We start from the raw sequence: 21,193 nt of genomic DNA on the forward strand, positions 1-21,193 counted from the left end.
ACGCCCATCACGCGCATCAATCATCCTGTTCACCCCAATCCCTCCCCCCTAGACTCGGCGGCACATCACGCACCGGGCCCATAAGCCCAAGCCAACCCAAAAAAGGTACGCCGTCATGTCCGAGACGCTGCTCAGTTCCCGAAATCTGGCTTTCGAGCTGTACGAAGTGCTGGATGCCGAGGCGCTGACACAACGTGAGCGGTTCGCCGAGCACAGCCGGGAGACCTTTGATGCGGCGATCAGCACGGCACGCACCATCGCGGAGAAATACTTCGCGCCACACAATCGTAAAAATGATGAGAACGAGCCTCGCTTTGAAAATGGCGCAGCGGTCCTGATTCCTGAGGTTAAGCCCGCCGTCGATGCCTTCCTGGAAGCGGGTTTTCTCAACGCAGCGCGTGACTTCGACGTCGGCGGCATGCAGCTGCCTACCTTGTTGTCTCAGGCGTGCTTCGCGCATTTCCAGTCCGCCAATGCCGCCACGGCGTCGTATCCGTTCCTGACGATGGGCGCGGCGAACCTTATCGAGAACTTCGGCACAGACGAACAAAAACAGCGCTTTCTACAGCCGATGATCGAGGGTCGTTTCTTCGGCACCATGGCCTTGACGGAGCCCCACGCAGGCTCCTCGCTGTCAGACATTCGCACCCGCGCCGAGCCTGCCGGAGACGGCACCTACCGCCTGCGCGGCAACAAGATTTTTATTTCAGGGGGCGATCACCCGCTTTCCGAAAACATTGTCCATCTGGTCCTGGCGAAACTGCCTGACGCGCCGCCGGGCGTGAAGGGTATCTCGTTGTTCATCGTGCCGAAGTTTCTGGTTCATGAAGACGGCAGCCTGGGCGCGCGTAACGACGTTGCGCTGGCAGGGCTTTTCCACAAGATGGGCTGGCGCGGCACCACCTCTACCGCGTTGAACTTCGGGGACAACGGGCAGTGCGTGGGTTATCTGGTAGGTCAGCCGCATCAGGGCCTGAGTTGCATGTTCCAGATGATGAATGAGGCACGCATCGGCGTCGGCATGGGCGCGGTCATGCTGGGTTACGCCGGCTACCTGTATTCACTGGAATATGCACGCGAACGCCCGCAAGGTCGGCTGCCCGACAGCAAGGCGCCGGACGGTGCGCCCGTTTCCATCATCCAGCACGCCGACGTTAAACGCATGCTGCTGATGCAAAAGGCGTACGTCGAGGGCTCCTTCGATCTGGGTCTGTACGCCGCCCGGCTGTTCGACGACACGCAGACAGGCGCAAGCGAGGACGTGCGTAAGCATGCTCACGAACTGCTTGATCTGTTGACGCCCATCGTTAAATCCTGGCCGTCGGAGTTCTGCCTGAAGGCCAACGAACTGGCGATTCAGGTGCTCGGAGGCCATGGCTACACGCGTGAATACCCCGTCGAGCAGTACTACCGTGACAATCGGCTGAACCCTATCCATGAGGGCACTCACGGGATTCAGTCACTCGACTTGCTGGGGCGCAAACTGGCGCAGAACGGCGGCGCCGGACTCAAACACCTGCTGAGGCTGATTGTCGGCACCTGCGAGCGCGCCAAGGCGGATGACGCGCTTGACCCTTTGCGCCAGCCGCTTGAGCAACTGGTTGCCCGGTTGCAAACCGTCACCCTCGGTTTGCTGACCGACCTGAGCCAGGGCAAGGTCAATGTCACGCTGGCCAACTCGGCTCTCTACCTTAAAGCGTTCGGTCATACGGTCATCGGCTGGCGCTGGCTGGAGCAGGCGATTCGGGCCCAGGAGGGTCTGGATAATACCAGCGAGGCGGACGTTGCTTTCTACAAAGGCAAACTGCAGGTGGCCCGTTATTTCCTGACGTGGGAAGTACCGGGCTGTCACCATGAGCTGGCCATCCTCGAAAAACGCGATGACGCGTGCCTTTCGATGCAGGAAAGCTGGTTCTGACCGATCGTTGTTCCGCTAAAACGCCGGCGTCGGAAAAAAACGTTCAGTCAGTTGCTGCGCGCTGCTGCCCAGCCGCGCTGCATATTGCGCGCGACTGAACGCCTCTCCGGTGCGCAAATCCAGCAATTGGCGTCCCTCTATTGGGCCCTCGATTTCGCGCAGCTGCACTTTCATGAACTGATAAAACGTACCGAGCACCTGCTCGATACTTTCGATGCTGAAGTAATGGCCCGGCAGAAAGATCGCCTCGGCCTCCTCCGGGTTTGCCGAAAAAGGCGCAACGGGTACAGCGTTCAGGTAGTCCTTTTCCGGCAGCACGAACACCACGCTGGTGTCGTCGAAGCGGATCGGTGCCGTCGTCGCGCTGGCATGCATCCCCTCCTGATTGCTGGCGAACGTACGCGCCATGTAAGGGTTTTCGCTGAACGATGTGATGTCGGTGGTGACGAGCACATCGCCCGCCCGAACATCGCCCGTGCGGAAAAACGCACCGGACGTCCCGCGCGCCCCGCTGCCACCGCGGTATAGAGCGACATCGTTGTTCCTGCCCACGGTGACGACGTCATCCACGAACCGCTGGAGCATGTCGACCTGATCGGGATACTTCGGCACTCCTGTGCGCAGGAACTGGTTGTAGGCGTCATCTTCCTGAGTGTATTGCGTAATGCTGGCGGCGAAATGGTCGCCGTCATGGGTGCGGAACACGCGGTGTTTGGCACCCCATTCATCGAAGTGAACGTCTTCACCTTCGGAATCGGTGGTGACGGTTTCGTAGGGGTCCATTCGGAAGGCCTCGACCACGGTCTCCTGACGCGCCATTGCAGCCTCGGAGTAGAGCTTTTCGTCGAACAGGTTCAGCTGCATGAAGCGGTCCCAGAACGCGGACTGCACGGTGACAAATCGGGGCTGGGAAACAGCGACAATCGCACCGTCCATGGGCGATCCTCCGGCGAGACGCAGGGGTGACAGTCGTTTCCAGCCAGCGTGCGCGTCGTATGCCACCCCACAGCGGCCGTTGAAAGCAAACGGGTTGCCTGGGTCGACAACCACCCAACTGCCCAGGCTTTCATCGAAGCTGACGCGATGCGCCTCGGCCCCGATCAATATCCACATCTCGCCGTTGTCCAGTCGGTGAATCCCTTCAAAACGCCCCTCCCCAAGCTCTGGAATTGCCGGCTCAAGCACGACATCCCCACTCATGCCCGCCAGAGGGTTGGCAGGCAACTCGCCCAGCGGTGGCCGGATTCGCGGCGCCGCCACACAGATATCCGCGCTCATTCGATTGAGCAAAGGCAAGTTGAACAGCAAATAGATGGCGCTACTGATTGCACCCTGCACACCCGCCCGGCGCTGCTCAGCGGTTTTGCCACTGGCGGCCAGATCGATACTCAGGCCGACGCCGATGGCGCTGGCACCAACCACCGCCAGCGCCATCGGCCAACCCAGGACGGCGAGGTTGCCGGACACTGACAGGAAGGCGTTCAAATAGCCGAGCCAGATCTGCTTGCGCAGGTCGCCATTGCTGGTCAACAAGGTGTCGGCGTCCTGCATCATGTCCCTGCGGGCCATGTCCCGTAGATAAGCAAATGGATCACCCGGGATGGGATCAGCACTGCGATTGACCAGCCGGGCCGGGCCGTCAAGGTATTGCTCCCGGCTTAGCAGCAGGGCTACGTCGCGCTGAAACGCCTGGCGATGCGCTTGCCAGTCATCCGGCGAACGCAAGAACCGGGCACAGATGGCGACACGGGTTCTCAGGGAAAGGAACTGCCCTTTCAACCATTCGTAAAGCTGTTGATGGGTATCGAAACAGCGGAAGGGCTCTTCATCCCCACAGAGATAGATCATCTGCCGCCCGCCCTCACCAGCGATGCGCAGTACGTCCCGCGCCTTGAACTCGCCCAACTCCAGATAAAACATGCGGAGCGATGGCGAGCGAAGCTGCGCAAGACTTGGTAATGGGTCTGGGTCTGGCGTGATTGCGCGGCCCAGCACATGGAAGTCAGCCAGGGAAAGACGGTGCCGGCCGACACTTTCACCCGCATGAGCGAGGAAACTGGCTTTGGCGAGCAGGCAGAAGTCATCACTGTGCTGCGCCCAGAACCGGTCCATCTGGCGCCGGTAGCCTGCACTGAAATCCAGCGCCCAGAAATCTTCGAGGACCTCCGCCGGTAACAGGCGCACCTCATTGCGTTCATCAAAACGCTCATGGGTCGGCCCGTCCGTGTAAAAACCGCCGTAAAGCGAAAGTTCATCCACAGACTGCTGATCGGCGGCATCAAAACGATGAAGCAGTAACTCGATCATGGTCATCGACTGGACAGGCTTACCACCATGCCTCCAGCCCGTGAACGACCGCGAACTGCTGCTGGCCGTCGAGAAACGGTGCCAGTACACCTGACCGGGATCGAGATGCTGACCGGTGTGTTTGAAGATGATGCGTTGTGCGGCGGACCTGGCCAACTCGTGAAGGTCGGGATATGCCGCGGCGTAACGCCTGGCTATTTGCTTGAGCTGTCGTTCATCGGATGTGGCAACTGCCGTGTTTGAACCCTGCATGGCGTGAATCGCTTCTGGCTGAAAGGAAGCCCGACGTGATCAGAAGTCGAATCGCCATGTGACATACATATTTATGACGGCCGAAAGTCGATGACTCGCCTGGAAAGGGATCAGCAGGGAGTTGAGGTGCTATCGCGCAACGCCGTTCAAACCTGACCACGGGGCCATACAGCGCGCCATCACGAATTACGCTTTGACAGCCAACCAATTCAACGGGTTAAATCCCTTGGCACGCGGACTGCATGGTCAGTTCGCGCCCTCGTTCGTTTGAATTCGTTTTCTGGAGTACCGCCCTTGGATGCCACGACCATCAACAGCCTGTTCCTGATCGGCGCGTTGCTGGTGGCTGCAAGTATTCTCGTCAGCTCGCTGTCCTCGCGCCTGGGTATCCCGATTCTGGTGATCATCCTGGCCGTCGGCATGGTGGCGGGGGTCGATGGCGGCGGCATCATCTTCGATAACTACCCGACGGCATATCTGGTCGGCAACCTGGCCCTGGCGGTGATTCTGCTCGACGGCGGCTTGCGCACACGGGTGGCCAGTTTCCGGGTTGCCCTCTGGCCGGCCTTGTCGCTGGCGACGGTGGGGGTGTTGATCACCACGGGCCTGACGGGGATGGTCGCCGCGTGGTTATTTGACCTCAATATCATTCAGGGCCTGCTGATCGGCGCCATTGTCGGCTCGACCGACGCCGCAGCGGTGTTCTCGCTGCTGGGCGGCAAAGGCCTGAACGAGCGGGTCACGGCCAGCCTTGAAATCGAGTCAGGCAGCAATGACCCCATGGCGGTGTTCCTCACCGTGACGTTGATCGACATGCTCGCCAGCGGCCAGACCGGTCTGCACTGGGGCTTGCTGGGTCATCTGATTCAGGAGTTCGGAATAGGCGGCATCATTGGCCTGGGCGGTGGCTGGATCATGCTCCAGCTGGTCAACCGTATAAACCTGGCCAACGGTCTTTACCCTATTCTGGTGGTGGCCGGCGGTCTGGCCGTTTTCGCCCTGACCAACGCCATTCATGGCAGCGGCTTCCTTGCGGTGTACCTGTGTGGTCTGGTGTTGGGCAACAAGCCCATTCGCAGCCGTCACGGCATCCTGCACATGCTCGACGGCATGGCGTGGCTGGCGCAGATCGGCATGTTCCTCGTGCTGGGGCTGCTGGTCACGCCACACGATCTGCTGCCAATTGCGCTTCCCGCCCTGGGTCTGGCGCTGTGGATGATCCTGGTAGCGCGGCCACTGTCGGTACTGGCTGGCCTGCTGCCTTTCCGAGTGTTCCACGGCCGGGAAAAGGCGTTCATCGCCTGGGTCGGCCTGCGCGGCGCGGTGCCGATCATTCTGGCGGTGTTTCCGCTCATGGCCGGTCTGCCCCATGCACAGCTGTACTTCAATCTCGCGTTCTTCATCGTGCTGGTGTCACTGCTGGTGCAAGGCACCAGCCTGCCGTGGGTGGCGAAGTGGCTGAAAGTCACCGTACCGCCAGACCCCGCGCCGATATCGCGCGCGGCGCTGGAAGTGCATGTCACCAGCGAGTGGGAGTTGTTCGTGTATCGTCTCGGCGCCGAAAAGTGGTGCATCGGCGCTGCATTGCGTGAGCTGAAAATGCCGGAGGGCACGCGTATCGCCGCCCTCTTTCGCGGTCAGCAACTGCTCCATCCGTCGGGTAGTACGGTGCTGGAGGTCGGCGACCTGCTCTGCGTTATCGGCCACGAACATGACCTTCCTGCCTTGGGCAAGCTATTCAGCCAAGCCCCGCAACGTGGTCTGGATCTGCGCTTCTTCGGCGACTTCGTGCTCGAAGGAGACGCTGAACTGGGGGCTGTCGCGGCGCTTTACGGCCTCAAGCTCGACGGGCTGGACCCTGGAATGCCGCTGAGTCAGTTCATCATTCAGAAGAACCGCGGCGCGCCGATTGTCGGCGACCAGGTCGAATGGAATGGAACTATTTGGACCGTCGCCGTTATGGACGGGAACAAGATCCTCAAAGTGGGCGTCAGATTCCCCGAAGGTAGCCGCCCGGGTCCAGGGTTGTTCCTTTAAACTGCCCCCCATTCTGTTCGCTTGACCCGGTGTCTATGTTCTCGCTGCGTAATGTTTTTGCCTCGGCCCTGCTTGGGCTATGCCTCTCCTGCGTACCGGCGCTCGCCGCCGATACGCCCCCATTGTCCAGCGAGGCCGTACAGCGCAGCCTGGACAAAATCGCCGATCGCAAACTGTCCGCTGACGACCAGAAAGCCCTGCAGCAAGTGCTGGAGCAGACGCTGACATTTCTGGCCAGCCAGAAGGATAACCAGCAAAAACTTGAAGACCTGAAAAAGCAGCTCGCCGACGCTCCCCGGCAAACGACCGAAAACCAGCGGGAGCTGACCCAGCTCAAGGCCAGTAAGGTCATTCCTGTGGCTCAGCGCTACGCCAGCCTGGACGTGCCCAAACTTGAGCAGATGCTGAGTCAGCGCAGCGCCCAGCAGGCTGACCTGCAAAAAGCCCTGAACGATGCCAACAGCCTGACCATCACCGCGCAAACCCGCCCCGAACGTGCCCAGGCCGAGATCAGCAGCAGCCAGACACGCACTCAGGCTATCAACAATATTCTCAAATCCGGCAAGGACGGCGGCAAAGCCATCAACGCCGATCAGCGCAACGCCCTGAATGCCGAACTCGCGTCGATCAACGCCTTGATCGCCCTGCGCCGCCAGGAACTTGCCGGCAATAGCCAGTTGCAGGACCTCGGCGGGAGCCAGCGCGACCTGCTCACGGAAAAGGTCAATCGTCAGGATCAGGAAATTCAGGACCTGCAGACGCTGATCAATGAGAAGCGCCGCGCCCAGTCACAGGAAACCGTGACGCAGCTATCTCTTGAAGCCCAGAAAGCCGGGGGCAGCAGCCTCTTGACCAGTGAGAGCGACGCCAACCTCAAGCTTTCGGATTACCTGCTGCGAGGCACTGACCGACTCAACGACCTTACCCAGCAGAACCTGAAGACCAAGACCCAGCTCGACGCGCTGACCCAGACGGATCAAGCGCTGGATGAACAGATCAACGTCCTGAGCGGCAGCCTGCTGCTGTCCAAAATCCTCTACAAACAGAAGCAGTCGCTGCCCAAGCTCAAGCTCGACAGTGGCTTGGCTGACGAAATCGCTGACATTCGGCTGTACCAATTCGAGGTCAACCAGCAACGCGAGCAGATGAGCAGCCCAAGCGCGTATGTCGATACGCTCCTGGCCACGCAAAAACCGGAAGACGTCACGCCCGCGTTGCGCAAAACCCTGCTGGATCTGGCCACCACCCGCAGCGATTTGCTGGAACGCTTGAATCGAGAGCTGAGTGCGCTGCTCAACGAATCCATCACCCTGCAGCTCAATCAGAAGCAGTTGGTCAGCACGGCCATGAGCCTGCGCGAAACCCTCGACGAGCAGATGTTCTGGATCCCCAGCAACAAACCGCTGGACCTGGAGTGGTTTGAACGCATCAAGCCGCGCCTGATCAAGCAGCTAACCACGTTGCCGTGGACGTCGAGCATCAGCGAACTCTACGACGGGCTGGCGCAACGACCGCTGATCTTCCTGCCGCTGTTTCTGGTGATCGGCGCGTTGATGTGGAAGCGCAAGGCACTGTACGACAAGCTCAATCGCCTGCACGCTGACATCGGCCACTTCAAGCGGGATCGGCAATGGCAAACGCCGCTGGCGATTTTCATCAACGTTCTGCTGGCCATGCCGTTGTCGCTCACCCTGGCGGTGTGCGCGTTCGCGCTGCAGATCGATGCGCGAGGCCAAAACGTCAATCTGGGCTCGGCGCTTCTCCAGATCGCTTTGGCCTGGCTGCTGTTCTACACCGCCTACCGGATTCTTGCGCCGGGCGGCGTCGCGCAACTGCACTTCCGCTGGGAAAAACCTCAGGTCGAATTTTTGCGCGGCTGGATCCGCCGTCTGGGTCTGGTGGTGCTGGCGTTGGTGACGGTGGTGGCAGTGGCCGAGCACGAGCCCTCGGCCCTTGCCGACGACGTCATTGGCATCGGCGTGGTCCTCACGTGTTACTCGCTGATGACCTGGCTGCTGGCGCGCCTGTTGCTGACCAGCCCCACTCACCAGAACGCCTCACTGTTCCGTCGTGCAGTAGGGTTGGCCTTTACTGCCATGCCCGTCGCGCTCTTCGTTGCGGTGTGCTTCGGCTATTACTACACCGCTCTGAAACTCAGTGACCGTCTGATCGATACGCTGTACCTGCTGATGCTGTGGCTGGTCATCGAGGCGGCGTTCGTCCGCGGGCTGAGTGTGGCTGCACGCCGACTGGCATATCAACGCGCGTTGAGCAAACGTCAGGCAGCCAAGGAAGCGGGCGAAGGCGAGACCCTGATCGAAGAGCCCACGCTGGATATCGAACAGGTCAACCAGCAGTCGCTGCGCCTGATTCGCCTGGCGCTGATCGCCGGTTTCATCGGCGCTCTTTACTTCGTCTGGGCCGATTTGATTTCGGTCTTCTCTTACCTCGATAACATCACGCTGTACGAATACACGAGCGGCACCGGCACAAACATCAGCATGGTGCCGATCAGCCTTGGCGACCTGATTGGGGCACTGGTGATCATCGGCATCACCTTCGTGCTGGCGGGCAACTTGCCGGGCCTGCTGGAAGTGCTCGTGCTGTCGAAGCTCAATCTCAAGCAGGGCAGTTCGTACGCGACCACCACCTTGCTGTCGTACACCATCGCCGGCATCGGTTTTGTCTCGACGCTCTCCGCACTTGGCGTGAGCTGGGACAAGTTGCAGTGGCTGGTGGCCGCGCTGTCGGTCGGCCTGGGCTTCGGCATGCAGGAGATCTTCGCGAACTTCATCTCCGGCATCATGATCCTCTTCGAGCGCCCGGTACGAATCGGCGACACCATCACCATCGGCAACCTGTCGGGCACCGTCAGCAAGATCCGTATTCGCGCGACCACCATTACCGACTTCGACCGCAAGGACATCATTGTCCCGAACAAGACCTTCATCACCGGGCAACTGATCAACTGGTCGCTTACCGACACCATCACCCGTGTGACATTGAAGCTGGGTGTTGACTACGGCTCTGACCTGGACCTGGTGCGCAACCTCTTGCTCAAGGCCGCTCGGGAAAACCCGCGGGTATTGAAAGAGCCCGAGCCGATCGTTTACTTCCTCAACTTTGGGGAAAGCACTCTTGATCACGAGTTGCGCATGCATGTGCGCGATCTGGGCGACCGCAATCCGGTGCTCGACGAGATCAACCGGTTTATCAACAAGGAATTCAAAAAGCAGCACATCAACATCTCGTTCCGGCAGATGGAGGTTTACCTCAAGAACATGCAGGGGCAGGAGTACAAGATGGTGCCCATTGAGTCCGAACAGAAAACCATTTCGTCCCCTGCCGCCGTTCCGCCTGCGCCCAAGGACGCACCGGAGCCGCCGGAAGTCAGGCTCGACTGACCTGGAAAAACCTAACAGAATGGTCGGACATTCTGTTGGAGGCATCCCATGAAAGCCCTCGATGAGCTGACCTTCGATAATCGTTTCGCCCGGCTGGGCGATGCGTTTTCGACCTCCGTTCTGCCCGAGCCTGTTGCCGAGCCGCGGCTGGTGGTCGCCAGCGAAGCGGCCCTCGGCTTGCTCGATCTGGCTCCCGCCGAGGCAGATCAGCCTCTGTTTGCCGAACTCTTCAGTGGCCACAAACTGTGGGCTGAAGCCGAACCGCGTGCGATGGTGTATTCCGGTCATCAGTTCGGTTCATACAATCCACGCTTGGGTGACGGTCGTGGTCTGTTGCTGGGCGAGGTGTATAACGATGCCGGTGAGCATTGGGATCTGCATCTGAAGGGTGCCGGGCAGACGCCCTACTCCCGCATGGGCGACGGTCGGGCGGTGTTGCGCTCATCGATCCGCGAGTTTCTGGCTTCCGAAGCCCTGCACGCCCTGCGTATTCCGACCAGCCGCGCCGCGTGTGTGATCGGGTCCAATACGCCGGTGTGGCGCGAAACGGAAGAGCGCGCGGCGATGGTGCTGCGCCTGGCGCAAAGCCACGTGCGCTTCGGTAGCCTTGAGTATTTCTTCTACACCAAGCAACCCGAGCAATTGAAGCAACTGGCTGAGCACGTGCTGTCCATGCACTATCCGGAATGCCTTGAGCAGCCCGAGCCCCACCTGGCCATGTTCCGCACCATCGTCGAGCGTCAGGCCGAACTCATTGCGAAGTGGCAGGCTTATGGTTTCTGTCACGGCGTGATGAACACCGACAACATGTCGATACTGGGCATCACCTTCGACTTCGGGCCGTTCGCGTTTCTGGATGACTTCGACCAGCATTTCATCTGCAACCACTCCGACCATGAAGGCCGTTACTCCTTCAGCAATCAGGTGCCTATCGGGCAGTGGAACCTGAGCGCGCTGGCCCAGGCGCTCACCCCGTTCGTCAGTGTTGAGGCGTTGCGTGAGGCGCTGGAGCTTTTCCTGCCTATCTATCAGGCGCACTACCTCGACCTGATGCGCCGGCGGTTGGGATTGACCACAGCCGAAGATGACGATGCCGACTTGATTGCCCGCCTGCTTCAACTGATGCAGAACAGCGGAGTCGACTACACGTTGTTTTTCCGCCATTTGGGGGAAGAAACAGCCGAGGTCGCCGTGGGCAAGTTGCGTGATGACTTTGTCGACATGCTCGGTTTTGACGCCTGGGCCGACGCCTACAAAGCTCGCATCGCGCGCGAACCCGCGTCCAGCCAGCAAGACCGGCGCACACGCATGCATGCGGTCAATCCGCTGTACATCCTGCGCAACTATCTGGCCCAACGCGCCATCGAGGCCGCTGAACAAGGCGATTACAGCGAAGTCCGCCGCCTGCATCAGGTATTGTGCAAACCGTTCGAAGAGCAGCCCGGCATGGAAAGCTACGCACAGCGCCCGCCAGATTGGGGCAAGCATCTGGAGATCAGCTGTTCGTCTTGAGTGCGCAGCAGCAACGGCGTGGCGCAGGTTCAGGCGCTCGAATCGGTCTCTGCCGGCGTCTGCGCTGGAGTGGGCTTTTCGTTGGAGCGATCCCCTGCATTGAGGCGCTTGTCTTTCGGGACGAGCGCCGCCGCCAGGATATCGAACAGGTTCATGTCTGCCGTTAACAACTTGTCTTGATTGTCAGGCGTGCGCGCCACCTCTTCCGCAATTCTTGCTTCCATCTCGGCCTCGTAATTGGGGGGATACCGATCCTGGACCTTTTCGATCATCGGCAACGCTTTGTAATAGTCCAGAACCTCCCGCAGGAATACGGGTACCTTGCCGGTGGCGCTGCTTTCAAGTTGACTTCGAGCGACGGCGGCGCTGGCCCATTTGTATTCCATTTGAGCGCTCGAGCACCACGCAGCTCGCCTCTCGTTGATCGTATAGCCACCACGGTCGTCATAAGCAATCAATAGCAACTGATCCCGAGAAAGCCCTGGAAACGGGCTTTTCAGGTCTGTATCGCCTCGACTTGAGCTATTGACGTACTCCGTAGCAAGCCTGTCGCGTTGCAAAATATCCGGATCATCGGTCTGTGGCATTTCTACATCATGCCGCGCCTTACCGACCTTATATCCGTCAAACAGGAATTTGCTTTGTTGCTTCACCGCATAAGCTGCCAACTCATCCCGAGACATACTTAGCTCTCGCTCACTTGCTCTATCTGCGCTGGCGCTGAGTTGCCGCGCCATAACTGACAGGCTTTCGACTGTCGTCACCGAAGCGTTCAAAACAGGGAGTTCAGTTTCGGCATTCACGCTCGGCAGCTTGATCCCATTTGTTTTTGGAACTTCAAGAGGTACAGAAAAGTTGCCGGACGACGAACTCACGGTTATGTGCATGAAAACTCCTTCTTGAAGCTGACCTCAATGAGGCCGCACGGCCAGGCGTGCGAGCCCCAAGATACGATCAGCGCATGACGAAACTCACGTTCCAGTCGTGGTTTGAATAATTAACGGAAGTCACATTGACGTCACATATCGCCCCGCCGCTGGCAATGGCACTCCTGTTCCACTTGGGCATACGAACGCCGCCCAGGGTAGTGCTCATCAAATAGCTGGTCGTAAATTGGCAGGATTTGACCCCTGCCTGATATCGAACGGTGGCATAGGTGATTGGCGAAGTCCCGTTTGCGCTAACTGTAAAACTGGATGAACCACCCGCGACTACCTTTCCGGGCTTGGGCGATGCGTTAAGGTAAGTTGCTACGTCATTACGGCTGTTGTCACGCACGTACAAGGCGTCATCAGCAGTATTATTTTTGAAGTTCACTACTACCTTGGGTGCCGCGTAAACCAGCTCCCCCATCGCTAACGCGCAAAGTGCCAGCCATACATTAGCTTTCTTTATAGTGCTCATTTTTAGATCCTCCTTTTTATTAGATCTAAAAAAAGCTAATCAGGCATTACGCTCAATGCCAACTACCCGAACGGATAGGTGCTTTAGAGCGATGTGAATATTCAGCATCAACTCCGCCGAAACTGTCACGTTCGTACCGAAGGGCTCGGCGCACCGCAAGGCTGGGTATCGATTGGAGAAGCCGAGGTCTTTTCGAAGGTCTGCGCCGCTGTCGTTGGCGCCGGCGAGGTGCGGGGCGTAAATTTCCCGGCAGTAACGACAGTGCTCGAATCGGCTTTCTTGTCTTTGGCGTTGTTCGAGATACCCGCGAGGATGTCGTAGAGCGTCAATTTGCGGTTCGTCGCCGCGCGCTCAAACGCGCCCGGCAAACTCGGCAGCGTGGGGTCAGACTGCATCCTGGCCCGCACCATCGACTCGACGTCTTTGGGGTAGCTCACTGCCCTCTCGATGGTCGGCAGCGATTTAAGGTAATTCAGAGTGGCGTCATAAAACCGGGACGCTTTTCCTGTCCGGGCTTGCTCCATCACGCCCTCGCCGATTGCCACTGAGCGCCAGTGGTCGTCCATCTTCTGCACGCCCTGCCAGGCTGCACGCCGCTCGTTGAGCGTGAAGGCTCCACTGTCGTCAAAGGTGATCATATTCAGTTGCTCGCGGGAGAGGTTCTCGAACGGGCTCCTGGCGTTTTTGTCACCGGCCAATGTTCGGGTCACGAACGCACTGGCCTCGCGCGCCCGGTCCAGCAATTCCGGGTCATTTGTCTTCGGTACTTCCATCGCACGTGTACCGCTATTGGCCTCACGGGCCTCGATCAAAAACTCGTTGATGCGAGTGCGCCCGTATCGTCCCAGTTCAGCGTGGGTCATTCCGGCATCCCGCTTTGCCGCCCGCGCGGCGCTCTCGTTAAGTTGGGCGGCGAGTGTCGAGAAAGAGGCCTTGTCGGCACTTGGCTTTGCGGCCTCACCCACCGTTTTTGCTGCACTATCGGTGACAGAGCCGAGGACAGGCGTTTTGGTTGAGACGATCGCTGCAACAGCGGCCTGGATCTGGCTAATCATGTACGACTCCCTGGCAATGATGATGGCAGGGGCCATTGCGCATGGTCGTCAACCGACCCCTCGCGCTGACACTAGCGAGGGTCGGGGATGACGACCAGCTGGGCGATCGGGCAGTACTTTCGGATAGATCATGCTTGGAGAACGTCGTTCGAGCCCTATGGCCAAAGGTTCAGGCAGAGACTAATCAGGGAGTTTGTTGCGTTTGCAAGCCAGAGGCTTCAGCCGCTTTGCAACCAAGTTCAGGCGCACACTTGGAAGTGGGTCACAGTTCAGTTTTATCAGCGCCCGTCGTTTTAACCAAAACTGCCAGCTTGATAACCTTGCCCACCGTCACCACGTAGCAGTCATCCTACCTATCAAGGGTTTTTACAATGTCCGAACCACTGCTGATCCCCTGCCCACACTGCAATGGACTCAATCGCATTCCCGCCGGGCGTTTGGCTGACCAGCCAAAATGCGGTCGTTGCAAGCAGCCTGTGTTGCTGAGCAAACCCTTCAATCTGAATCAGGCCGCCTACGCCAGCCAGATCAAAGGCGATCTCCCTCTGCTGGTCGATGTCTGGGCCGAATGGTGCGGCCCATGCAAATCCTTTGCGCCTACGTTTGAACAAGCGGCGGCTCAACTAAGCGGGCGGGTGCGGCTGGCCAAGCTGGACAGCGAGGCTAATCAACAGCTTTCAGCTCAGTTGGGAATTCGGTCGATTCCGAGCCTGATCCTGTTTAAGGACGGCCGAGAGGTTGCTCGGCAAAGTGGCGCAATGCCGCTGCAACAGTTGCTGGCCTGGCTGAATGGCCAAGGGCTTTGAGGCCGTTTCGCCAGCGGTTGAAGTGCATGTCAGCCAATGCTGTAGGCATGTTCTGAAAGCGTCGCTTGGGTCAGTAGGCGTGGAAATCTGCGTCTAGGCTTGGCCACTCCTATCGGTACCCTGGAGTAGCTAGCGATGACATATGTGGTCAGAGAGGGCGATTCAACAACGACCGGCGGCGTGGTGCTGAGTGCCTCCGGCTCGCAAACGTGGGAGGAACGGCGCCTGGCGCGCATGGGAGACCCGGTGTGGTGTGAGCGGTGCGCTCAGGTCGGTTTCATTGGGCAAGGCAATCCAACCTTCATTGATGACCTCGTGGCCGTGGCAACGGACGGTCATGCTGTGCGGTGTGCATGTGCTGAAGGCACTCACCGCCTGATCGCCAGTCAGGACCAGCTGCAGGCCGACATGGAGGCTGCCATCGACATCCCGAAAGACATGGCCGACAAGGCGCGCAAGCGAGTCAAACAGATGACCAAAGCGCGCAAGGACAGCCCATGCCCTTTAGCTGACTGACGCGTTGCAGCCTCGCCTGCATGGGTGATCAGCGATGGCCCGCTTCCGTCTCCAGCAAGTGATGCAGTTCAACAAATTGCTGGGTCAGCTTGTGCCGCGGCTCCAGATGGATCAGCGGCATATTGGCCTGGTGGGATTCACGCATCTTGATCGAACTGCCGAGGTATACCGGCAGCACCGGCAGCCCCTCGGCAATCAGTTCGTCGAGGATCTGCTGAGGCAGACTTGCGCGTGCCTGAAACTGGTTAACGATAATGCCTTCCACCTCCAGCTGTTCGTTGTGATCTTCCTTGAGCTCATCGATTTCCTTGAGCAGCCCGTACAGCGCCTGCCGTGAAAAGCTGTCGCAATCAAACGGGATCAGGACACGGTCGGCTGCGATCAACGCCGAGACCGCGTAGAAATTCAGTGCGGGAGGCGTGTCCAGATAAATGCGTTCGTAATCCTCGCTCAGCTCGTCCAGCAGCTTTCGCAGCTTGTTGATCTTGTGCTTGGCTTCGAGCTTGGGCTGAAGATCCGCCAGCTCGGCGGTGGCGGTCACGACGTGAAGGTTGTCGAACGGCGTCTCATAGATATCCACCTGGTTCTTTTTGGCGCCGGGGCCGGAGGACAAGGTTTGCTTGAAGAAGTCGGCGATGCCCATGGGGATCTCGTCACCCGTCAAACCGGTCAGGTACTGCGTCGAGTTCGCCTGGGCATCAAGATCGATCAACAGCGTTCGATAACCTTCATGCGCACTGACCGCTGCCAGGTTGCAGGCGATGCTGGACTTGCCAACGCCGCCTTTCTGATTGAACACCACACGCCGCATGCAATAACTCCCCGTTGCTGTCTAGCCGTAAGGATCGCCCGCGACCCGATGAATGGTCTCGAGTCTAGGCAATCACGATGAATAGGGCGAGCCTCTCTGGAAATCTGACTGTCATGATCAAGTTCGCACCTGGGCTGGTGGCGCCTCGCAGAACGATGTCAGATGTCGCCGACTCTCCAATAGGACATCGGTTAGTAAACAAGTCTTTTGTTTCAACGGTTAACTCGGTGAAACTGTGCGCACTCAAGGATTTCGGCGGTGTGAACTGCCGATATCCACCTTAAACGCTTGCAACCATTAGCGGTACCCAGAAGGTAATTCCCATGATTCGTACCCTTCTCCTTGTCTGCGTCCTGGTGCTGAGCGGCTGCGTCAGCCATGCGCCGCTGCCGGCGCAGACGCCACATATCAAATTCCCCGTGCAGCTTCACGTCACGCGAGACCAGGCCGGCGAACGGTTTGACTGGAAGATGGAGATCCAGAAGGAACACAAGGGCCTGCGTTTTACGTTAACGGACCCTCAGGGCGTGCTGGTTGCACGCCAGCAACTTCGCGAGGAGCGCTGGAAGGCTGACCCCTCGCTTCCCGCGAATCACGAAGCACGGGAGCTCTTCGCCGCAGTGTTATTTGCCCTGACATCCCTGGAAGAAGTGCGTTTTGACTATCCCGGTGTGCAGTTGCGACCCTACGGGCGCAGCCTGGATGATCGCTGGTTCGTCGACTACGCATCGGAGGGCTTCTTCCGGATCAGCATGGAAAGTGACGAGCTGAAATACGTGGTCAGTCCGCTTGAAGGCAAGGCGCGAAAGTAACCTGTCGTCTCGGCAGCATGCCTGCCCCTTGGACGCCCCCCGAAAAACCTGGCCCGGCAGACTGAACCTGGGCCAGGCAAGCATCCATGGATAGCGTTGTTTTCAGTGGTCAGTCACCCGCCTTTCGCGTCACCAGTTCGACAAATGCCTTGGCCATCGGCGACTTCTGATCCTTGCGCTGGACCAGCCAGACCGCCGAGGTGGCCTGAGCATCCAGCAGCGTGCGGTAAACCACCCCATCGATACGCATGCGTTGATAAGACGCCGGCAGCACCGTGACTCCCAGCCCTGCGGCCACCAGCCCGATAATGGTCATTGCCTCGCCCGCTTCCTGGGTGAACAACGGGCTAAAGCCCGCTTCGCGTGCCAGATCGAGCAACTGCGCATAGAGCCCGCTGCCGTAGCTGCGCGGGAAGAACACAAACGGTTCACTGGCCAGTTCGCGCAAATGAATACCACGCTCCGAACCTTCGGCAAGCGGATGATCCGAGCGCAGGATGGCCACCAACGGTTCGCGCAGCAACTCCACGGCCACCAGTGAGTCCAGTAACGGCAGGGGCCGCATGATGCCGACCTGCATCGACTCGTTTTCAAGCCGCTCGGCAACTTCGCGGCTGCTCATTTCCTGAAGCGCCAGGTGGACAGCAGGATAGCGCTGCCGAAACGCGAAGATCGCCTGCGGGATGCTCGACGTGAACGGCGCGGACGCGGTGAAGCCGATTTTCAGTTCGCCCAGCTCGCCCAATTGCGCACGCCGAGCCACATCCGACGCTTTCTCGACCTGCGCCAGCACCAAGCGCGCTTCGTCGAGGAAAAGCCGGCCCGCTTCGCTGAGCTCGACCCGACGATTGGTCCGCTCGAATAAACGCGCGCCCAGTTCCTGCTCCAACGCCTGAATCTGCTGGCTCAACGGTGGCTGTGAAATGCCCAGCGCGTGAGCAGCCCGACCAAAATGCAGCTCTTCAGCAACTGCGATGAAGTAACGAAGATGGCGTAATTCCACACTCACCTCATTGAGTCGTCAAACCTATCAAACAGGTCGAACAATATATTGGAAGCAATCGTTTGCCGACTATATTCTTTTGCCATTGCGTCCGCTCCCTGTCTGAGGTCACTCGTGAATACTGCTGCATCCGCCACCACGCCTGCCGATACCGTCGAAGCGGCTATCCCGCTGGGTGATATGTATATCGAAAAAGACACCCCCGCTTTCCTTCGTACCGTTTTAGCCCTTTTCTCGGGCGGTTTCGCGACGTTCGCCCTGCTCTACTGTGTGCAACCGATGATGCCCGTGCTCTCGCGGGACTTCTCCATCAATGCAGCCCAGAGCAGCCTCATACTGTCAGTGTCTACCGCAATGCTGGCCATCGGGCTATTGATCACCGGCCCCGTTTCCGATCGCCTCGGCCGCAAGTCGGTCATGGTTTTTTCCTTGTTTTCCGCCGCCCTTTTCACTATCGCCAGCGCGCTGATGCCGACGTGGGAAGGCGTACTGATTACGCGTGCGTTCGTAGGTCTGTCATTAAGCGGGCTCGCTGCCGTGGCCATGACGTACCTCAGTGAGGAAATTCACCCGCAGCACATCGGCTTGGCCATGGGGCTTTACATCGGGGGCAACGCTATTGGCGGAATGAGCGGTCGGGTGATTACCGGGGTGTTGAGTGACTACGTCAGCTGGCATACGGCGCTGTTGATCATGGGCGTGATCGCGCTGGGCGCGGCCTGTGTGTTCTGGAAAATTCTGCCGCCTTCGCGCAACTTCCGCGCCCGCCCGCTCAATGGCCGCAGCCTGCTGGAAGGTTTCGTTCTGCAATTTCGGGACGCCGGTCTGCCGTGGCTGTTCCTGGAAGGCTTCCTGCTGATGGGCGCGTTTGTGACGCTGTTTAACTACATCGGTTACCGCCTGCTGGCCGACCCTTACAACCTGAGTCAGGCCGTGGTGGGTCTGTTTTCGGTCGTGTACCTGTCGGGCATTTACAGCTCGGCAAAGATCGGTGCGCTGGCTGACCAACTGGGCCGGCGCAACGTGCTGTGGGCGGTGATAGTGCTGATGCTTGTCGGCGTGGTGCTGACGCTGTTCACGCCCCTGGCGGTCGTGGTCATTGGGGTGCTGATGTTCACCTTCGGCTTCTTCGGCGCACACTCTGTTGCGAGCAGCTGGATCGGCCGCCGCGCCATCAAAGCCAAAGGCCAAGCCTCGTCGCTGTACCTGTTCAGCTACTACGTCGGCTCCAGCGTTGCCGGGACAGGCGGCGGCGTGTTCTGGCACTACGCGGGCTGGAATGGCATCGGCGCCTTCATTGGTCTGCTGTTGCTGATCGCGCTCGGCGTCGCCCTGAAACTGGCGAAAGTGAAGCCGTTGGCGGTGAATGTGCAGGTCTGATGAAGGCGTGCGTTTTCATACAAATCGCGGCATCGTTTCACATCCTTCCCATCCATATCGCCTGACAGCTAAGCGTGGACAGTTAATTCACGCTTAGCTGCTATGATCAGAACCTTCAAACATAAAGGCCTCAGGGCTTTTTTCCACACCGGAACGACGCAAGGGATTCGCGCGGCTCATGCGAACCGCCTGCGATTTATTTTGGGTGCGCTAGAAATCGCTGAGGGACCTAATGAACTGGCTTTATCCACATTGAAACTGCATTCACTGAAAGGCAACTTGACGCAGTATTGCGTCAGTATCAGTGAGCGGGAACTGGCGAATTATTTTTAGATTCATCGAGAAGGATGTTGAGCTCGTCGACTATCTCGATTACCACTGACAGGAGTTCCTGCATGAGAATGCACAACCCTCCCCACCCTGGCGAAATGATCCAGGAAATGCTACCGGAGATGAACATCAAGATTGCCGAAATGGCACGGCGGCTTCATTTTTCTCGCGAGATGCTGTCGCGGGTCATTAACTGCCGTGCGCCGATCAGTCCAGATTTAGCGGTACGACTGGAACGCGCAGGTCTAAGCACCGCTCGCTTTTGGCTAGCGGTACAAATGAGCCACGACCTTTGGCAAGCCGAGCACCGCGAGCAGCCGCCCATCACGCCGCTGTATGTTGCTCCGACGATCACCGCAGCCTGAACCCTATACAAAAACGCCCGGCATGTGCCGGGCGCTTTCATGTTGGGGAACCGCTTACTGGTGATACTTCGCCGACATTTCGTGCACCGCTTCGATGAAGGCGCCAGCGTTGGCCGGGTCGACCTCCGGCGTGATCCCGTGGCCGAGGTTGAAGACATGGCCAGTGCCGCTGCCGTAGCTGGCGAGGATGTTGGAGACTTCCTGGCGGATGGCCTGAGGGTTGGCGTAAAGCACGGTCGGGTCCATATTGCCCTGCAACGCGACTTTGCTGCCAACGCGGCGGCGGGCTTCGCCGATGTCGCAGGTCCAGTCCAGACCCAGAGCATCGGCGCCGGCGTCGGCGATGCTTTCAAGCCACATGCCGCCACCTTTGGTGAACAGGATAACCGGCACTTTACGGCCATCATGCTCGCGGATCAGGCCGTTAACGATTTTGCGCATATAGGCCAGTGAAAACTCCTGATACGCCGCGGCCGAAAGGCTTCCGCCCCAACTGTCGAAGATCTGCACCGCCTGCGCCCCTGCCAGGATCTGGCCATTGAGGTAAGCCGTCACCGATTGCGCGAGTTTATCGAGCAGCAAGTGCATCGCCTGCGGATTGTCGTAGAGCATGGCTTTGGATTTGCGGAAGTCTTTGGACGAGCCGCCTTCGACCATGTACGTCGCCAGGGTCCACGGGCTGCCGGCGAAGCCAATCAGCGGCACTCGGCCATTGAGCTCGCGGCGAATGGTGCTGACCGCGTCCATGACGTACCCCAGGTCTTTCTGAGGGTCAGGAATTGGCAAGGCCTCGATGTCAGCCAGGGTAGTGACGGTTTTTCGGAAGCGCGGGCCCTCGCCGGTTTCAAAATACAGCCCCAGGCCCATGGCGTCGGGCACGGTCAAAATGTCTGAAAACAAAATGGCAGCGTCGAGGGGATAACGCTCAAGTGGCTGCAGGGTTACCTCACAAGCGAACGCCGGATTCATGCACAGGCTCATGAAGTCCCCGGCCTTGGCGCGGCTGGCGCGGTACTCGGGGAGATAGCGGCCGGCCTGGCGCATCATCCACACGGGAGTGACGTCAACAGGCTGCTTGAGCAGGGCGCGAAGGAAACGGTCGTTCTTCAGGGCAGTCATGTTGGTATCCGGAAAAAAGTGCGGGCATTTTCTCAGACACCAACGCAAAAGGCACGGTCGGTGCCGTGCCTTTTATTTATCGGGGCGATTTGTCGCATCAATGCGCGGCGTAGGTTTTGTAGGAACCGGCTTGCTGGCGAACCCAACTGACGCAGTGCATCT

At 59.0% G+C, this 21,193-nt stretch carries 16 protein-coding genes and 1 pseudogene; 10 read left to right on the forward strand and 7 right to left on the reverse strand.

Annotated elements, in window-relative coordinates:
• The first annotated feature begins 115 nt into the window (after positions 1 to 115).
• Positions 116 to 1,918: an acyl-CoA dehydrogenase gene (locus tag QRN48_RS09285; protein WP_285350196.1), complete on the forward strand. Its 1,803-nt coding sequence runs from the start codon at positions 116 to 118 to the stop codon at positions 1,916 to 1,918.
• 15 nt (positions 1,919 to 1,933) lie between these two features.
• Here the strand turns inward: QRN48_RS09285 and QRN48_RS09290 are convergent, their stop codons facing one another.
• Positions 1,934 to 4,477 carry a dermonecrotic toxin domain-containing protein gene (locus tag QRN48_RS09290; RefSeq protein WP_285350198.1) on the reverse strand — a complete coding sequence of 848 codons (2,544 nt, stop codon included), beginning with the start codon at positions 4,475 to 4,477 and terminating at the stop codon, positions 1,934 to 1,936.
• 294 nt (positions 4,478 to 4,771) lie between these two features.
• On the opposite strand from QRN48_RS09290, the gene QRN48_RS09295 reads away from it, so the two are divergent.
• From QRN48_RS09295 to selO, 3 genes are read left to right on the forward strand one after another with little or no spacing between them, the layout of a single operon-like run.
• A complete protein-coding gene (locus QRN48_RS09295; protein WP_037015973.1) occupies positions 4,772 to 6,514 on the forward strand; it encodes a potassium/proton antiporter in 1,743 nt (580 codons plus the stop codon).
• 35 nt (positions 6,515 to 6,549) lie between these two features.
• Entirely contained in the window at positions 6,550 to 9,918 is a 3,369-nt protein-coding gene (gene mscK, locus QRN48_RS09300) for a mechanosensitive channel MscK (RefSeq protein ID WP_191942676.1), read from the forward strand.
• A gap of 48 nt (positions 9,919 to 9,966) precedes the next feature.
• Complete coding sequence (gene selO, locus QRN48_RS09305; protein WP_285350200.1) at positions 9,967 to 11,430, forward strand: protein adenylyltransferase SelO; 1,464 nt, start codon at positions 9,967 to 9,969, stop codon at positions 11,428 to 11,430.
• 29 nt (positions 11,431 to 11,459) lie between these two features.
• Here the strand turns inward: selO and QRN48_RS09310 are convergent, their stop codons facing one another.
• From QRN48_RS09310 to QRN48_RS09320, 3 genes are all read right to left on the reverse strand, one after another.
• Positions 11,460 to 12,317: a hypothetical protein gene (locus QRN48_RS09310; protein ID WP_285350201.1), complete on the reverse strand. Its 858-nt coding sequence runs from the start codon at positions 12,315 to 12,317 to the stop codon at positions 11,460 to 11,462.
• Positions 12,318 to 12,384: 67 nt separating this feature from the next.
• Positions 12,385 to 12,834: a hypothetical protein gene (locus QRN48_RS09315; protein ID WP_037015982.1), complete on the reverse strand. Its 450-nt coding sequence runs from the start codon at positions 12,832 to 12,834 to the stop codon at positions 12,385 to 12,387.
• 125 nt (positions 12,835 to 12,959) lie between these two features.
• Positions 12,960 to 13,889, reverse strand: a complete 930-nt coding sequence (locus QRN48_RS09320) for a hypothetical protein (RefSeq protein WP_191942673.1) — start codon at positions 13,887 to 13,889, stop codon at positions 12,960 to 12,962.
• Between the two features lie 371 nt (positions 13,890 to 14,260).
• On the opposite strand from QRN48_RS09320, the gene trxC reads away from it, so the two are divergent.
• Positions 14,261 to 14,695 (forward strand): thioredoxin TrxC, encoded by a 435-nt coding sequence (gene trxC / locus QRN48_RS09325; RefSeq protein ID WP_191942672.1) that lies wholly within the window; start codon positions 14,261 to 14,263, stop codon positions 14,693 to 14,695.
• A 135-nt stretch (positions 14,696 to 14,830) separates the two neighbouring features.
• Positions 14,831 to 15,211 (forward strand): PAAR domain-containing protein, encoded by a 381-nt coding sequence (locus QRN48_RS09330; RefSeq protein WP_285350204.1) that lies wholly within the window; start codon positions 14,831 to 14,833, stop codon positions 15,209 to 15,211.
• A gap of 28 nt (positions 15,212 to 15,239) precedes the next feature.
• Here the strand turns inward: QRN48_RS09330 and QRN48_RS09335 are convergent, their stop codons facing one another.
• Complete coding sequence (locus QRN48_RS09335) at positions 15,240 to 16,022, reverse strand: ParA family protein (protein ID WP_191942670.1); 783 nt, start codon at positions 16,020 to 16,022, stop codon at positions 15,240 to 15,242.
• 323 nt (positions 16,023 to 16,345) lie between these two features.
• On the opposite strand from QRN48_RS09335, the gene QRN48_RS09340 reads away from it, so the two are divergent.
• Positions 16,346 to 16,834 (forward strand): hypothetical protein, encoded by a 489-nt coding sequence (locus tag QRN48_RS09340; protein WP_285350206.1) that lies wholly within the window; start codon positions 16,346 to 16,348, stop codon positions 16,832 to 16,834.
• Between the two features lie 109 nt (positions 16,835 to 16,943).
• Here the strand turns inward: QRN48_RS09340 and QRN48_RS09345 are convergent, their stop codons facing one another.
• Positions 16,944 to 17,837 carry a LysR family transcriptional regulator gene (locus tag QRN48_RS09345; protein WP_285350208.1) on the reverse strand — a complete coding sequence of 298 codons (894 nt, stop codon included), beginning with the start codon at positions 17,835 to 17,837 and terminating at the stop codon, positions 16,944 to 16,946.
• A 114-nt stretch (positions 17,838 to 17,951) separates the two neighbouring features.
• On the opposite strand from QRN48_RS09345, the gene QRN48_RS09350 reads away from it, so the two are divergent.
• From QRN48_RS09350 to QRN48_RS09360, 3 genes and pseudogenes are all read left to right on the forward strand, one after another.
• Positions 17,952 to 19,217 (forward strand): MFS transporter, encoded by a 1,266-nt coding sequence (locus QRN48_RS09350; protein ID WP_052075329.1) that lies wholly within the window; start codon positions 17,952 to 17,954, stop codon positions 19,215 to 19,217.
• A gap of 102 nt (positions 19,218 to 19,319) precedes the next feature.
• A pseudogene (locus tag QRN48_RS09355) lies at positions 19,320 to 19,599 on the forward strand (type II toxin-antitoxin system RelE/ParE family toxin).
• 13 nt (positions 19,600 to 19,612) lie between these two features.
• The gene (locus QRN48_RS09360; RefSeq protein ID WP_037016001.1) at positions 19,613 to 19,912 is read left to right on the forward strand and encodes a HigA family addiction module antitoxin; all 300 of its coding nucleotides are present in this window, start codon (positions 19,613 to 19,615) and stop codon (positions 19,910 to 19,912) included.
• A gap of 54 nt (positions 19,913 to 19,966) precedes the next feature.
• Here QRN48_RS09360 and hemE read toward each other — a convergent pair whose 3' ends face one another.
• Positions 19,967 to 21,031, reverse strand: a complete 1,065-nt coding sequence (hemE, locus tag QRN48_RS09365) for a uroporphyrinogen decarboxylase (RefSeq protein ID WP_037016003.1) — start codon at positions 21,029 to 21,031, stop codon at positions 19,967 to 19,969.
• Positions 21,032 to 21,193 lie beyond the last annotated feature (162 nt).

It is taken from the genome of Pseudomonas sp. ME-P-057, from assembly GCF_030208975.1.
Classification (GTDB): Bacteria; Pseudomonadota; Gammaproteobacteria; order Pseudomonadales; family Pseudomonadaceae; genus Aquipseudomonas; species Aquipseudomonas lutea.